This is a genomic window from Paenibacillus terrae HPL-003, from assembly GCF_000235585.1.
Classification (GTDB): Bacteria; Bacillota; Bacilli; order Paenibacillales; family Paenibacillaceae; genus Paenibacillus; species Paenibacillus terrae_B.
Genome location: NC_016641.1, coordinates 4,942,619 through 4,960,266, shown reverse-complemented (window position 1 = coordinate 4,960,266; position 17,648 = coordinate 4,942,619). Strand labels below are relative to the sequence as shown.

General features: G+C 51.8%; 2 protein-coding genes. Both read left to right on the top strand.

Annotated elements, in window-relative coordinates:
• The first annotated feature begins 103 nt into the window (after positions 1-103).
• A complete protein-coding gene (locus HPL003_RS30055) occupies positions 104-6,037 on the top strand; it encodes an amino acid adenylation domain-containing protein (protein ID WP_043922486.1) in 5,934 nt (1,977 codons plus the stop codon).
• Between the two features lie 165 nt (positions 6,038-6,202).
• Positions 6,203-17,425: a non-ribosomal peptide synthetase gene (locus HPL003_RS22050; protein WP_014281992.1), complete on the top strand. Its 11,223-nt coding sequence runs from the start codon at positions 6,203-6,205 to the stop codon at positions 17,423-17,425.
• Positions 17,426-17,648 lie beyond the last annotated feature (223 nt).

The window sequence follows — 17,648 nt, the reverse complement described above, 5'->3', positions numbered from 1 at the left end:
CCTTTGACGGCAATGTGCTGGTGCTGGATGGGGCACAGGGTGTGTACCATGAGGATGGTTCCAATCTGGGAGCCTGTATCCGGGCCGAACGATCTGGGCGTATGTGATCTATACGTCGGGTACGACGGGGCAGCCGAAGGGCGTTATGCTGGAGCATCACGGGCTGTGCAATCTGAAAACGTATTTTGATCAGACACTTCGGATCAGTACGTCGGATCATGCGTTGTTGTTCGCCAGCTATTCGTTTGATGCGGCTTGCTGGGAAATCTTCCAGGCGCTGTTCTGTGGAGCCACGTTGTACGTGCCAACGTCAGAGACGATTTTGGACTATGAGAGATTCGAGCATTACATGAAAGAACATCAGATTACGGTGGCGACGTTACCACCGACCTATGCTGTATATCTGGAACCGGAGCATATGCCGAACCTGCGCACTCTGTTCACTGCCGGATCAGCATCGTCGACAGAGCTGGTGCACAAGTGGAAGGATCAGGTGGCGTACTACAACGGTTACGGTCCGACAGAAAACTCGGTAGCGACGTCGGTTTGGTCGGTATCCGAAGACGAGAGAGCAGGTCAACTGATTTCCATCGGACGTCCTATTCCGAATCATCGGGTATACATGGTGGATGTGCATGGACATTTGGCTCCAACAGGCGTAGCGGGTGAGCTGTGCGTATCTGGTCCGGGTCTGGCCCGTGGCTATCTGGATCGTCCAGAAATGACGGCTGAGAAATTCGTACCGAATCCGTTTGCGGCTGGCGAAGCGGGCTATGAACGGATGTACCGTACAGGCGATTTGGCGAGATGGATGCCGGATGGCAACATCGAGTATTTGGGCCGGATCGACCATCAGGTAAAAATCCGGGGCTACCGGATTGAACTAGGCGAGGTTGAGGCCCAAATGCTGAAAGTGGAAGATGTGCAAGAGGTTATTGTGCTGGCCCAGGCGGACGAGCAGGGGCAAAACCAACTGGTGGCGTACTATGTTGCTGAACGGGAAGTGAACGCAGGAGAGCTGCGCAGCTTACTGGGCGAGGAGCTTCCAAACTACATGGTGCCTTCGTATTTGGTACAGCTGGAGCACATGCCACTGACACCGAACGGCAAAATCGACCGCAAGGCACTGCCGGCACCGGAAGACAGCCAGCAAAGCGGAGCCGACTATGTCGCACCGCGGACGTGGGTGGAAGTGAAGCTGGCGCAAATTTGGCAGGATGTGCTGGGCTTGGCGCAGGTCGGCGTGAAGGAAAACTTCTTCGAGATTGGCGGACATTCGCTGCGGGCGACCACCCTGGCCTCGAAGATTCACAAGGAACTGAACAAGCCGCTTCCATTACGCAGTATTTTTGAAGCACCAACGATTGAACAACTGGCAGCCGTCCTGGAAAGTCTGGATCAAGTGGCGTATGCGTCCATTCCGGTAACGGAAGCTCGTGCCTTCTACCCGTTATCCTCGGCGCAAAAACGACTGTATGTGCTGCATCAGTTCGACCCGAATGATGTGAACTACAACATGCCGTCGGTGCTGCAAGTGAGCGGTCCGCTGGATGTACAACGAGTAGAAGACGTGTTCCGTCAACTGATCGCTCGCCATGCGACCTTGCGTACCCGCTTTGAGCTGATGGACAGTGAGCCGATGCAATGGATTGAGGACACTGTGCCGTTCGAGGTGGAATATGCAAAGGTTCAGGCAGAGGGTGCGACTACTACGGATACGGCGATGGTCAGCAAGGAAGCGCAAGAGCGGGTGCGACGCTTTGTCCGTCCGTTCGATCTGCAAGCTGCGCCGCTGCTGCGGGTAGGCTTGGTGGATCTGGGCGTACAAGGAGTGGAGCAGGAATCGCAGCATTTGCTCATGCTCGACATGCATCATATCGTTTCGGATGGTGTGTCCATGGGCGTACTGACCGATGAATTTGTCCGCTTGTATGAGGGTGAAGAGCTGTCGCCATTGCGGATTCAGTACAAGGATTATGCGGTATGGCAGCAAAGCGAAGCCCATCAGGAGTGGATGCAACGTCAGGAAGCGTACTGGCTCGACACCTTCCGGGGTGAGTTGCCTGTGCTGGATTTACCTACGGACTTTGCCCGTCCGTCGGTACGAAGTACGGCAGGGGATACGGTCGTGTTCGGACTGGAGCTTGAAGTTAGCGAACGCCTGAAAGAACTGGCGGCACACACAGGATCTACACTGTATATGGTGCTACTGGCGGCGTACACCGCGCTCTTGCACCAATACAGCGGCCAAGAGGACATTGTGGTCGGCACGCCGATTGCAGGACGTCCGCATGCAGATCTGGAGCCGATCCTCGGGATGTTCGTCGGTACGTTGGCATTGCGAAACTATCCGACAGCGGAGCATACCTTCCGCAGCTACGTGGAAGAAGTGAAAGTTCGTGCCCTACAAGCGTACGAACATCAGGACTATCCATTTGAGGAACTGGTGGAAAAGCTGAATGTGAAGCGGGATATGAGCCGCAATCCGTTGTTCGATACGATGTTTACGCTGCAAACCACTGAGGAAGGCGAACTGCAGCTGGCAGACCTGAGCTTCCGTCCATACGGTTTGGAACAAACGCCGGCCAAGTTTGATTTGACGCTGGAAGCCAGAGAGGAAGAGACAGGCATTCAGTTCGGATTGCAGTATGCAACCGCGCTGTATCAACGGGAAACCGTAGAACGGATGACACGTCACTTCATTCGTTTGGCCGAAGCCGTGGCAGCGAACCCGGATGCGAAGCTGGGTGAGCTGGAGCTGATAACGGCGGAAGAAACCGAGCGGATTCTGAAGGTGTTCAACGATCCGAACGCGCATAGCGTGCGTGGAGGAGCACAAGGTCGTGCGCTCAGCGAACGCTTTGAAGAGCAAGCGAAACGCAGCCCTGAGCGGGTAGCAGTCGTGTCTGGGGATACGGCGCTGACCTTCGCTGAGCTGAACGAGCAAGCAAACCGATTGGCACGTGTGTTACGGGTGAAAGGGGTCGAAGCAGATCAACCGGTAGGCGTATTACTGGAACGTTCTGCGGATATCCTGGTGTGCATTATGGGGGTACTTAAGGCCGGAGGCGCGTATGTGCCAATGGATATCATGTATCCGCAGGAACGCATCGACTACATGCTCCAAGACAGCGGGGCAAGGGTCGTGATTACAAGCAGAGTCGCCCAGCTATCACTCAGCTTGCCATCTAGAGTACAGGCTGTAGTCCTTGATGACGAGGACGTTCAGGCTCAGCTGAACGTACAGGATGCGAGCAACCTGATCTCTATCGTCGGCCTGCACAACCTGGCCTATATGATTTACACGTCAGGTACAACCGGTCAGCCGAAAGGGGTCATGATCGAGCAGGGTAGTGTCAGTAATCTGGTAGATGCTTTATCTGAGCGGGTATACACCCACTATGAGCAGCCGCTTCACGTCGCATGGCTGTCGGCGTTTGTATTTGACGCTTCGGTGAAGCAAATCTTTGCCAGCTTGCTGTTAGGCCACACCCTGCATGTGGTATCCCGTGACGTAAGCCTGAGTGGGGAGCATTTGATCGCTTACTACCGCACGCACCAAATCGACCTGTCGGATGGTACACCTGCGCATCTGCATATTTTGAACGAGAACGTCAACGTGATGGAAGCGCCGGGAGTGAAGCACTATCTGATCGGCGGCGAAGCGTTATCTGTACAGTTGGTCAATGTATTCCTGCACAAGTGGTCCGGGTACCACCCGATAATTACCAATGTGTACGGTCCGACCGAAACGACAGTAGATGCGACAACCTGTACGATTGAAGATGGGGAATCCTTGAACGTACTGCTGGAAAAAGGGGAGCACACGGTATCCATCGGAACGCCGATAGCGAACCAGTCCGTGTACATTCTGAACACCAGACAACAGCTGGTGCCGATCGGTATCGCGGGCGAGCTCTATATCGGGGGTGCAGGTGTAGGACGAGGATACCTGAACCTGCCGGAACTGACGGCAGAGAAGTTCCTCCCGAATCCGTTCGCCTCAGCTTCATTGGAAGCTGAACAAGCTCCAGATGCCCACATCCATCGGATGTACCGGACGGGCGACCTGGCCCGGTGGCTGCCGGATGGCAGCATCGAGTATTTGGGTCGGATCGACCACCAGGTGAAAATCCGGGGGTATCGGATCGAGCTGGGCGAGGTGGAAGCACAACTGCTGACCGTGGACGGCATTCAGAAAGCGGTGGTCACCGCATGGGAAAGCGAAGACGGACACAAGGACCTGTGTGCCTACATCGTAGCCACAGCACCGCTGAGTCTGCCGGAGCTGCGCAAAGCGCTGCAGCCGAAGCTGCCGGATTACATGATCCCGACGTACGTCGTGCAGATGGATCGATTCCCGCTGACGCCAAGCGGAAAAATCGACCGCAGAGCGCTGCCTGCGCCGGAAGCGCGTCTCGAAGGAGGCATGGAGTACGTTGCGCCGCGGACGCCGCTGGAGGCCAAGCTTGCTCAAATCTGGCAGGATGTATTGAAGCTGTCCAGCGTAGGAGTCACCGACTCATTCTTCGACGTTGGCGGACACTCTCTGCGGGCAACAACGCTGGTGGCGAAAATCCACCAGGAACTGGACAGCCGGATTACACTGCGTGAGGTGTTCCAGCACTTTACGATTGAGCAGCAAGCCCAGCTCATCGCTGCGCACGGAACAGATACCTATACGGTGATACCTGCTGCGGCTAAGCAGGCGTACTACCCGGTATCCTCGGCTCAAAAACGGCTGTATATTTTGAGCCATCTGGAAGGTGGGGATGTCAGCTACAACATGCCGGGTGTGTTAACGGTGGAAGGTCCGCTCCAGACAGATCGACTGGAGGCTGCGTTCCGTCAGTTAATTGAACGTCATGAAACGTTGCGGACTTCCTTTGAAATGGTGGAAGGCGAGGTCGTTCAGCGGGTTTACGATCAGGTTGAATTTGCAGTAGAACGTCTGCAGGTCAGTGAAGCCGAAGCTGAAGCGTATATCGAGTCATTTGTACACAGCTTTGATCTTCGACAGGCACCGCTGCTGCGTGTCCGTCTCATTCAAACGGGACCAGAGCGCAACATTTTGATGTACGACATGCACCATATTATTTCGGATGGTGTATCGTCTGACAATATCGTGCAGGAACTGGCACAGCTGTACGAGGGACAGAAATTAGAGCCGTTGCAAATTCAGTACAAGGACTTTGCCGTGTGGCAGCAGCAGGAAATGCAGCGTGAGTCATACCGACGCCGGGAACACTTCTGGTTGGAGCATTTAGCCGGAGAATTACCGGTGCTGGATCTGCCGATTGCTTATCCAAGACCTGCTGTTCGCAGCTTCGAGGGAGCACTGTATGAATTTACAGTTGACCCGAATGTATCCGAACAGCTGCACCAAATTGTGGCTCAGACCGGAAGTACGCTGTACATGGTACTTTTGAGTGCCTACACCGTTCTGTTGTCCAAATACAGCGGTCAGGACGATTTGATTATCGGTACTCCGGTAGCAGGCCGCCTGCTGCCTGAGCTGGAGCCACTGATCGGAATGTTCGTCAATACGCTAGCCATCCGGCATCAGCCGAAGGGCGACCAAACATTCCACAGCTACTTGCTGGAAACCAGAGATCGTACGCTGCAAGCCTTTGAGCATCAGGATTATCCACTTGAAGAGCTGGTGGAAAAGCTGGATGTAGTGCGGGATGCAAGCCGCAATCCGTTGTTTGACACCATGTTTGTACTGCAAAATACGGAGTCGCGGGAAGGGAAGCTTGAGACCCTGTCCTTCAGTCCGTATGTTCAGGAGCATGATATCTCCAAATTCGATCTGACCTTGTCCATGAGTGATGAAGACGGGGAGATCAAGGGTTCCTTCGAATATTGCACGAAGCTGTTTGGAGCAGACGCTATTGAACGATTAACGGGAGATTTGATAGCGATCCTGTCACAGGTAGGGGCCAATCCTGATGTGCTGTTAAGCGATGTTCAGGTGACCTCCACCGACGAGAAGCCGGAAGGCTTTTCACCGGATTCCATCGACTTTGTTTTCTAAATCCGTTTTCTAAAATGCAATGATTTCACTTTGCATGTGCAGAGGGCGGCGGCTTGTCCGACTGCCCTTGCCTGCAAAGGCTTATTTTTCCGACACAACGCTCATCTACGTTACAACGCACCATTCCAACCGGGGTACAGACCCCATGAAGCAGGAGGGATGTCATTGAAAGCCTTATTTGAGAAGGAAAAAAATTACTGGAGTCATAAGCTGGAATCTGAGGATCATATCATCTGCCTTCCATACACCAACAACGTGTCCAAGGATGCAACTGCAACGAATTTAAATTCCCAAACGTACACGCTCACATTTCCATCTGAAATTTCCGGGCGAATATTGTCTATAACAGGTGGCGCTCCATGGGCAGTGTTTATGGTTCTGCTTGCTGGAGTAGAAAGCCTGTTACATAAATACACAGGTGAGGAACGTGTGCTGCTGGGCATTCCGGTAGCCAAGTCTGGCAACGGTGCTACAAAGCCGATCAATCATCTGCTTATACTGAAAAACACGCTGGATTCCACCACAACCTTCAAAACCTTGCTGTCTCAAATCAAAATCACTGTCAGCGAAGCGATTGAACACCAAAATATTCCTTTTTGGAACTATTCAGAATTACTTGAAATTCCACGTAACGAGGATGAAAAACCTCTTATTCACACCACGGCGTCCCTGCAAAATATCCATATTTCTGATTTTCTGAATCATGTACAGTCTGAGCTGGATTTTCAATTTCAATGGGAAAATGCAGCGGTTTCCCTGAACGTGAACTATCAAAGTGACCGTTATAACGAGTCGATGATTGAACGCTTTGTTGAGCAGCTGATGCGGTTGTACACCGTTGTTTTGCATCAGCCAGAGCTGGCAATTTCCACAGCACAAGTGTTGTCAGAGCAAGAAGTGGAGCAACTGCTTCATACCTTCAATGATACAGTTATGGATTATCCGCGGCATGCGTCCATTCATGAGTTATTTGAGAAACAGGCGAAGCAGGCACCGCAGCAGGTGGCGGTAGTGTCCGGAAAAGACAGCCTGACCTATGGAGAATTGAATGAAAAAGCCAACCATCTGGCTCATACATTACGTAAGCAGGGGATCTGCACCGAGCAGACTGTCGGCATTGTGGCTGAACGCTCGATGGAGATGATCGTCGGTATGCTCGCGATTCTCAAAGCAGGCGGAGCGTATGTGCCGATTGACTCCGATTACCCGGACGAGCGCGTGCGCTATTTGCTGGAGGATTCCGGTGCGAAAATACTGCTGGTGCAGCGAATGGAGCATCGGCCTGCTGATTTTAAGGGAATTGTGCTTGACCTGAGCGATTCCGCAATCTATGGAACGAATGATGCTGATCGTTTCGAGCCTGTTTTGCTGAACGATAACGAGACGTATACTGACATAGCTGGCATCGGATATGTAGATTGCCTAAACCCGCTCTATTCCATTTCCGCTAGTCCTGAGCTTGCTTCTACTACAACCACACAACCAGAAATCATGCAACCAGAAGCTACGCAAGCTGAACAAGCAGAACAGGTGCGTCAGGCCTACGCAGCAGAAGAACAAGCGAAGGCAACCGCTGCTGATCGCTTGGCATACATCATGTACACATCGGGAACGACTGGACAGCCCAAAGGGGTTATGGTGGAGCACCGCAATGTCGTGCGTCTGGTGAAAAATACAAACTATACGCAACTGGATGCTGATACGCGCATTTTGCAGACCGGGGCCGTTGTCTTTGACGCGTCCACCTTCGAAATTTGGGGTGCGCTATTGAACGGCGGACAGCTAGTGCTGGTGAGTCAGGATGTCCTTTTGGACGCGCCGAAGCTCAAGGAAGCTGTCCGTAGCCACGGCATTACCACGATGTGGCTGACAGCGCCGCTCTTTAACCAACTGTCCCAGCAGGACCTGGAGCTGTTCGAGGGAATACGGGAGCTGCTGGTCGGTGGGGATGTGCTGTCCGTTCCGCATATTAATCGGGTGCTGGTGGCCCATCCGTCCCTGCGAATTATTAACGGCTACGGGCCGACAGAAAATACGACCTTTTCCACCACGCATGCGATTACCGGTATGCAATCAGAATCGGTGCCGATTGGCAGCCCGATCCATAATTCCAGAGCCTATGTCGTGGACCGTTCGATGCAGCTCCAGCCCGTTGGGGGGTGGGGAGAGCTGATTGTCGGCGGTGACGGGGTGGCCCGTGGATATTGTAATCGCCCGGACCTGACGGCAGAAAAGTTCATCGACAGCCCGTTCCGCAGCGGAGAACGCTGCTATCGCACAGGCGACCTGGTGCGCTGGAATGCGGACGGGACGCTGGAATACAAGGGACGGATCGACGCACAGGTGAAAATCCGGGGCTATCGGATCGAGCTGGGCGAGGTGGAAGCGCAGTTGCTGAAGCTGGAAGCAGTGCGTGAAGCTGTGGTGATTGCACGTGAGGATGAGCAGGGGCAAAAGCAGCTCTGCGCTTATGTGGTAACCCATGAGGATGTTGTGGCAAGTGAGCTGCGCAGCGCGTTGAGCCAGGAGTTGCCGGGCTACATGGTGCCGTCGTATTTTGTGCAGCTGGAGCAATTGCCACTGACGCAGAGCGGCAAGGTGGATCGCCGGGCGTTGCCGCAGCCGGAGGGAAGTGTAAGCTCAGGCGCAGAATATGTACCTCCTCAAAATCAATTACAAGTACAACTGGCGAGTATCTGGAAAGACGTGCTGGAGCTTGAGCGTGTTGGGATTAAGGATAACTTTTTTGAAGCAGGAGGACATTCCCTGCGGGCGACACATGTCATATCGCTCATCCATAAGGAATTGCATAAAAATGTGCAGCTAAAGGATTTATTCCAGCACCCGACGATTGAACAGCTTGCACACGTTATTGAAGCGTTGGAGCAAACCGCCTATGAATCCATACCTGTTTCGGAGAATAAGCCATTTTATGCGGTATCCTCGGCACAAAAACGGATGTATATCCTTAATCAGCTTGATGGAGCGGGAATTAGCTATAACATCCCTGGTGCTCTGACACTGACAGGTTCACTTGATCATAAGGCACTGGATAATGCGTTCCGCCAGCTTATTGACCGCCATGAAACATTGCGTACAAGCTTTGAGACCATGAACGGTGAACCTGTTCAGCGAGTACATGACGAGGTTCCTTTTCGCATGCAGTTGATTCATGCCCACGGCGCTGACCCTAAGGAGACGGACGAGCTGGTCCGCGACTTTGTCCAGCCGTTCGATCTTGGACAGGCTCCGCTATTCCGAGTCGGATTGATTGAAACAGATCCAGAGCATCATATTTTGCTGCTGGATATGCATCACATCATTTCGGACGGTACCTCTATCAATGTGCTGATTCAGGATTTCATCCGTTTATATGCAGGCGACACGCTGACATCACTGCGCATTCAGTATAAGGACTACGCCGCCTGGCAACAGGAGCAGCAGCAAAGTGAACGCTACCGGCAGCAGGAAAGCTACTGGCTGAATAGCTTCGCGGGAGAGCTGCCCGTGCTGGATATACCGACCGATTATCCACGTCCGGCGGTGAGAAGCTTTGAAGGAGATGTGCTGGAATTTACGCTCGATCAACGGCAGAGCGAAGGTTTAAAAAGCATTGCGGTACAGACGGAATCGACATTATATATGGTGCTGTTGGCTGCTTATACGGCTTTGCTTAGCCACTACAGCGGGCAAGAGGATATTATCGTCGGTTCTCCGATAGCGGGGCGGCCCCATGCTGATCTTGGTAGCCTGATCGGGATGTTTGTGAATACACTGGCAATCCGCAATTATCCGGCAGGTGGTAAGACATTCCGCGATTATGTATTGGAGGTCAAGGAAAACGCGCTGAAGGCATTTGAACATCAGGATTATCCGTTTGAAGAGCTGGTGGACAAGCTGGGCGTGGATCGAGATTTAAGCCGTAATCCGTTATTTGATACCATGTTTGCACTGCAAAACCTAGAGCAAAAAGAGCAGCAGCTGGCTGGGTTGCAATTGGCATCCTATCCAAGTGAACAAACGACGGCCAAATTTGATTTGAGTCTGTTCGCAGTGGAGGATGGAGAACAAATTTCCTGTGCTCTTCAATACGGAACTCGGCTGTACAAACGGGAAACCATTGAACGACTGACTGAACATTTGCAGCAGCTTATCAATGCGGTTATAGAACAGCCGGATATCGTTCTTTCGGCTATTGAAATGGTTTCGGCCCAAGAAAAAGAGCTGCTTGTGCAGAGATTCAATGATACGGTAGCAGACTATCCGTATCCACGAGATCAAGCACTGCATGTGCTGTTCGAGGAACAGGTAGTGCAATCACCAGATCGGCTGGCCGTCACCTTTGCGGACACGCAGCTTACCTACCGCGAGCTGAATGAACGTGCCGACCGTCTGGCACGCATACTCGCTTTCCATGGGATACGGCGCGGGTCCGAGCCAGAGACACAGCGAGTAGGGATTATGGCTGAACGCTCCATCGAACTGATCGTCGGTATGCTGGCGATTTTGAAGGCAGGAGGGGCTTACGTTCCCATTGATGCCGATTATCCTGAGGATCGTATCCGTTATTTACTGGAGGATTCGGGCGCTCAGCTGTTACTGGTACAGCGACGCGAGCAGGTTCTTTTTGAACCGGGTATTCCGGTTATCGCTTTGAGTGATAATCAAGGATGGAGCAGCGAACCTGAACTTAATACTCATGCGGATGAATCTGCTGCGATCTCAACGGAGGGATCTTCCTCCGATCTTGCGCATGTAATATATACCTCCGGTACGACAGGCAATCCGAAGGGCGTTATGATCAAGCACCGCAATGTCGTGCGCTTGGTGAAAAACCAAAGCTATGCCACGTTTGACGAAAATACACGTATGCTGCAATTGGGCGCAGTTGTGTTCGATGCCTCCACGTTTGAAATCTGGGGAACGCTGCTGAACGGTGGCCAACTGTATGTAGTAAGTCATGACACGATTTTGGACGCCGCCAAGCTCAAACAGACAATTGACAAGTATCGTATTAATACCATGTTCATGACTGCAGCTTTATTCAATCAGCATTCACAGCAAGACATTGGAGTGTTTGCTTCCCTGAAGGAATTGCTCGTGGGTGGCGATGTGTTGTCCGTACCACATGTCAATCGCGTGCTGAAGGAGTACCCGCACCTTCGATTGATCAATGCTTACGGGCCGACGGAGAACACCACCTTTTCCACCACCTATGACATTACAGAACCGCAAGCCCAGGCTGTTCCCATTGGACGTCCGATTCATCATTCGACCGCATATGTGGTCAATCGTTCGTTAAAGCTGCAGCCTGTCGGGGCATGGGGAGAACTGATCGTCGGTGGCGACGGCGTGGCGCTAGGGTATCTGAATCGGTCCGAGCTTACGGCAGAAAAGTTTATTGAAAGTCCATTCCGGCCCGGAGAATACTGCTATCGTACAGGAGATTTGGTGCGTTGGCGTGCAGATGGCGTGTTGGAGTACAAGGGAAGAATGGATGAGCAGGTCAAAATTCGTGGCTACCGCATTGAGCTGGGTGAAGTTGAAACCCGATTGTCCACGATTGCAGGTGTGAAGGAATCGGTAGTTACAGTGCGGCAGGATGATAACGGGCAAAAACAGCTGTGCGCATATTTCGTAACAGACAGCGAATTGAGTGCGAGCGACATACGTAACGTTTTGTCGCAGGATCTGCCTGGCTATATGATGCCTTCCTACTTTGTGCAGCTTTCCAGACTGCCCTTGACGCTGAATGGTAAAGTAGACCGCAGGGCACTGCCTGCACCTGAGCATAATGTCGATACAGGCATGGATTATGTGGCACCCGAGACAGATGTTCAGCAGGCGCTGGCTGCGGCTTGGGGGGCCATTCTGGGTATCCGGCAAGTGGGCATACAGGATAACTTTTTCCATTTGGGTGGTGACTCCATCAAGGCCATCCAAGTATCGTCCCGCTTGTTTCAGGCTGGATACAAGTTGGAAATGAAGGACTTGTTCAAATACCCCACAATTGCGGGACTAAGCACGTATATTCAGCCTGTGAACCGAATAGCAGAGCAAGGCGAGGTTACAGGCCAGGTTGTGCTTACACCGATTCAGCGCTGGTTTTTTGAACAGCCAACGGCAGAGCCGCACTATTTTAACCAATCTGTCATGCTTTATCGACAAGAAGGCTACGATGAACAGGCACTTCGGCAGGCGCTCAATCAGATTACATCGCACCATGATGCCTTGCGTATGGTTTTTCGTTCGTCGGAGAACGGGTATACGGCATGGAATCGTGGTACAGAGGAAGGCGAACCATACCATCTGGAAATCTTTGATGATAGGGACAGCGACATAAACGAGGGCGATTTGGCGAAGAAGATTGACGCCAAATGCAATGAAATTCAATCCGGCATTTCCCTGAGCGAAGGGCCGCTCATGAGGCTGGGGTTGTTCCGTTGCCCGGATGGAGATCATCTGCTGGTCGTGATTCACCATTTGGCGGTGGACGGGGTATCCTGGCGCATTTTATTCGAGGATTTGGCGACTGCTTATGATCAAGCTTCCAAGGGAGAACAGGCGATTCAGCTGCCTCATAAAACGGATTCGTTCCAAACGTGGGCCGAGCAGCTGTACGCTTATGCCAATAGCCCAGCCATTGAACGCGAGCGCTCGTACTGGGAGGAGCTTGCACAAGCCGAGCTGGCTCCCTTGCCGCAGGATTACGAGCATCATGAGCACGAAAAGCCGTTGATTGGCGATAGTGAGTCGGTTACCGCTGTATGGACAAGTGCCGAGACAGAGCAGCTGCTCAAGCAGGCCAACCGTGCCTACCACACGGAGGTTAACGATCTGTTGCTGACGGCGGTAGGGATGGCATTGCAAGCGTGGAGCGGAAATGAGCGTTTCCTGATACATCTGGAGGGGCATGGACGCGAAGCTATTTTACCTGAGGTAGACATTACCCGAACAGTAGGGTGGTTTACAAGTCAATATCCTGTTTTGCTTCATATGCCGGAAGAAATTGCTCTTTCGCAACGGATTAAGCATGTGAAGGAGGGGCTGCGCGGCATCCCGCAAAAAGGGATCGGCTACGGTGTACTGAAATATTTAGCCGACCGCCAGACACAGGCACCGGAAGCATCTCCAGCCCTATTTACGACAGATCCCGAAATCAGCTTTAACTATCTGGGACAGTTCGATCAGGATATGAAAGGGAACGACTTGCAATCATCCTCATATGAGGGTGGGATGCCGCTGAGCCCGACCATGGCTCGGACGTATACGCTGGATTTTGGCGGCATCATTTCGGGAGGCCAACTGGGTCTGACGATTAGCTATAGCCGTACCAGCTATAGACCGGAGACGATCGAGCGATTGGCGAAATTACTGGAATCGAGCCTGCGTGAAATTTTGGTGCATTGCATCCATAAAGAACACCCGGAGCTTACCCCAAGTGATATTTCCTATAAAGGAATGAGTGTGGAGGGCTTGGACAGCCTGTTATCTGAAATGGGTGCTGCGGGTGAGGTCGACAATGTATATGCACTGACCCCGATGCAAAAAGGGATGTTGTTTCACAGCCAGCTGGATAGTCAAGCAGCCGCGAATGATGCGTATTTTGAGCAGGTTTCTTATGATATGCGAGGTCAGCTGGACATTGGGGCTTTTGCAGAAAGCCTGAATATTCTGGTTCGGCGACATGAGGCGCTACGTACACATTTTTATTTTGGTCGGGATACGGAACCGTTGCAGGTGGTGTATCGAAATCGGGATTGCGGCTTTCAATATGAAGATTTACACAAGCTGGATGTGAATACAAGGGATACCTGGGTGAAAAGCTTCGAGTTGGAAGATAGAGCACGGGGCTTTGACCTGCGTCGGGATGTCCTGCTGCGTGTAGCGATTTTACGTAACGGAGAAGACAGCTATCATTTTGTATGGAGCTTCCATCATATCGTCATGGACGGCTGGTGTCTGTCCCTTATAAATAAAGAAGTGTTTGAAAGCTATGCTGCGCTTCAGGAGGGCAGAGTGCCTGAACTGGCACCAGCAGTGCCGTACAGCAGCTTTATTGAATGGCTGGAAGCACAGGATCACAAGGCGGCAGCCGACTACTGGAGCAGCTATTTATCCGGGTATGAGCAGCAAACAGCACTACCAGCTGTAAAATCCGGTCGCAAGAGTGAAGGCTACACGGCCAGCGATTGGGTGACGGTTTTGGAGCGTGAGCTGACTCTCCAGGTGGAGGAGACGGCTAAGCGGTATCAGGTCACCATGAATACGTTATTACAAACCACATGGGGGATTGTACTGCAAAAATATAACAACCACAGTGATGTCGTATTTGGCAGTGTCGTCTCAGGTCGTCCTTCGGATATTATCGGGGTTGAGGATATTATCGGCCTGTTCATTAATACCATTCCCGTTCGCATCCGTAGCGAGGCAGGGGAATCTTTTGCGGAAGTTATGAAGAAAACGCAGGAGCAGGCGCTGGCTTCTCATGCGTATGATACGTATCCACTGTTTGAAATTCAGGCATTGACCGACCAGAAGCAGGATTTAATTAACCATATTATGGTGTTTGAAAATTATCCGGTAGAGGAGCAGGTCGAGGAGCTGGCTAGTGACGGGCAGGAACCATTCCCAATTTCCAACGTGGTGGCTGCAGAGCAGACCAGCTACGAGCTGAACGTCGTCGTTATGCCGGGAGAATGCATAAAGATTCGTTTTATGTATAACGGGTTAAGCTTTGATCAAACAGACATTGAGCGTCTGCATGGACATTTTGTGAATCTGCTGGAGCAAATTTTGCTTAACCCGAATGTTTGCATAGAAGAGCTGGAACTGGTTACAGCGGCGGAAAAACAACAAATTACAGCAGAGTTTAATGACACTACCTCTGCATATCCACGCAATCATACGATCCAAGAACTGTTTGAGGAGCAGGCAGAGCGCACGCCGGATCATGTTGCCGTAGCTTTGGGTCATCAATCATTGACCTATCGGGAGCTCAATGAGACAGCCAACCGATTAGCGCATACGCTGCGGGATGCAGGGGTGAAACCTGATGAACCTGTTGGCATTCTGACGGAGCGCTCGCTGGATATGATTACTGGAACACTCGCTATTTTGAAGGCTGGAGGCGCGTATGTTCCAGTAGACCCTCAATATCCGGAGGACCGTATCCATTATATGCTGGAGGACTCGGGAGCCAAGCTGCTGCTGGCTCAGCAGGATTTACTGGATCGTTGCTATTTTGACGGACAGATCGTCAATCTGAATGATGATACGTCCTACAGTGCAGATGCTTCCAATCTGGGTATAGCTGGAGCGGGTAATCATGCTGCTTATGTCATTTATACCTCAGGCTCAACAGGTAAGCCTAAGGGTGTCGTTGTTGAGCATCAAAGTGTCGTACGCCTCGTCCGCAATACGGATTATGTGCCATTTGATGAATCGACCTGCATCCTGCAGACTTGCGCGTTTGTATTTGATGTATCTACGTTTGAAATTTGGGGCGCGCTGCTGAACGGCGGTCAGCTTGTTCTCGTGCATAAGGATGATCTTTTGGACGCGGCCAAGCTCAAAGAGACGATACGGGATCATCGAGTCACCATGATGTGGCTGACCACACCGTTATTTAATCAGCTTTCGCAGCAGGACAGTAAGCTGTTCGGCGATGTGAAGTATTTGCTGGTTGGTGGTGATGTTTTGTCTGCGCCCCATATTAACCGGGTCCTGCGTGATAATCCGGACATGAACATCATTAACGGCTATGGGCCAACGGAAAATACAACCTTTTCGACGACGTATCACATTACGGAAGAACAGCTGGATTCTGTGCCGATCGGACGTCCCATCCGCAATTCGACGGCGTATGTCGTGGATTCATCATTTAAACTGCAGCCAGTCGGAGCCTGGGGTGAGCTGGTTGTCGGCGGAGACGGAGTTGCACGCGGTTATCTGAACCGTCCTGAGCTGACGGCTGAGAGATTTCTTGCTAACCCGTGGGTGGACGGAGATCGCCTGTACTGTACGGGAGACCTTGTTCGCTGGCGTGAAGACGGCATGCTGGAATACGCTGGACGGATTGATCAACAGGTTAAAATTCGCGGTTACCGGATTGAGCTGGGCGAGGTGGAGGCGCGGCTGGCAAGTGTACCGTCCGTGCGGGAAAGCGTTGTTATCGCTTTGCGGGATGGAACAGGCCAGCACCAATTATGTGCTTACTTCACTGCCGATGAACAGCTGACCGTCCGTGAGATTCGAGCTGTGATGTCGGTCAGTCTGCCGAGCTATATGATTCCATCCGCCTTTGTACAGCTGGATCGGTTTCCGCTGACGACCAATGGCAAAATCGACCGCAAAGCTTTACCTGTGCCGGACAAAGCGCTGCACACGGGTATAGAATATGTCGCACCGCGAACCGATGTGGAGCAGTTGCTGGCAGCCATTTGGCAGGAAGTGCTCGAAATTCCGCAAGTGGGTATCCACGATGACTTTTTCACATTGGGGGGACACTCCTTGAAAGTGCTGGAGCTTGTACGCAAAATTCACCTTGCCACAGACATTGAGCTTCCCATCCGCATTGTTCTGGAGTTCCCGACCATAGAAGAGCAGGCGCTCGCATTATTGAAATCGGATTTGCAATCCAGGGCAGATAGTCCAATCATTCGGTTGAATGAACACGGTCCAGTCTCCATCTTCTGCTTTCCGCCCATGCTTGGATACGGGCTGTCGTTCGCGGAGCTTGCGAAACAACTGGATCAGGACGCAGTTGTGTATGGATTGGAGTTCGTAGATGATGCTGCGGATGAGCAGGAAATGCTGGCACGGTATGTTGAATTGATCGTCAGCACGCAAGCGCAAGGTCCGTATGTGCTGCTTGGTTATTCCATAGGCGGTAATTTGGCGCATAAGGTTGCCGACACACTGGAGCGTCAAGGTCATGTTGTATCCGACATTTTAATGCTCGATTCGGTCAAAAGGACGGAAGCCCTGTCCTTCACAGTTGAAGAAACAGAGCACGAAATTCATGCCATGCTGGAACAGGTTCCCGAATCCTACCGTGAGCTGTTGAATGAAACGTACCAGCGTAAAATGATCGCTTACGCGGTGTATGGCAACCAGCTTGTGAACACAGAGAGCGTTCAGGCGAATATTCACGGCTTTGTCGCCGTGGGATCGGAAACGGTCAAGGGTACGGGAGACAATCGACTCTTTTGGAAAGACGCTACACAAGGAAGCTATGAAGAGCATAGTTTGATTGGGAATCATTATGAACTGCTCGAACCCGGCTTTATCGAGGAAAATGTAAAAGGTATCCGTGCCGCAATACAAAACATAACCCGGAACATGGACAAAGACATGGCACAAGATCTGGCACATCATAATTCTTGAAAATCTACGGTCGATGTATTTGACTGGAATTCACTAATTTTTAATCTGTAACCTATGAATCCTGATCGAACATGTAAGAAGCCTACTGCTTACGTGATTCGCTCAGGATTCGCTCTATCATCCGCACTCCCTTATGGGAAGTGCGATGATTTCATAGCGCCATGCTGATGGCTCTGAACCCGAGTAAAAACATCTGCTCCGCTATGCAATCACCGCACTGTTC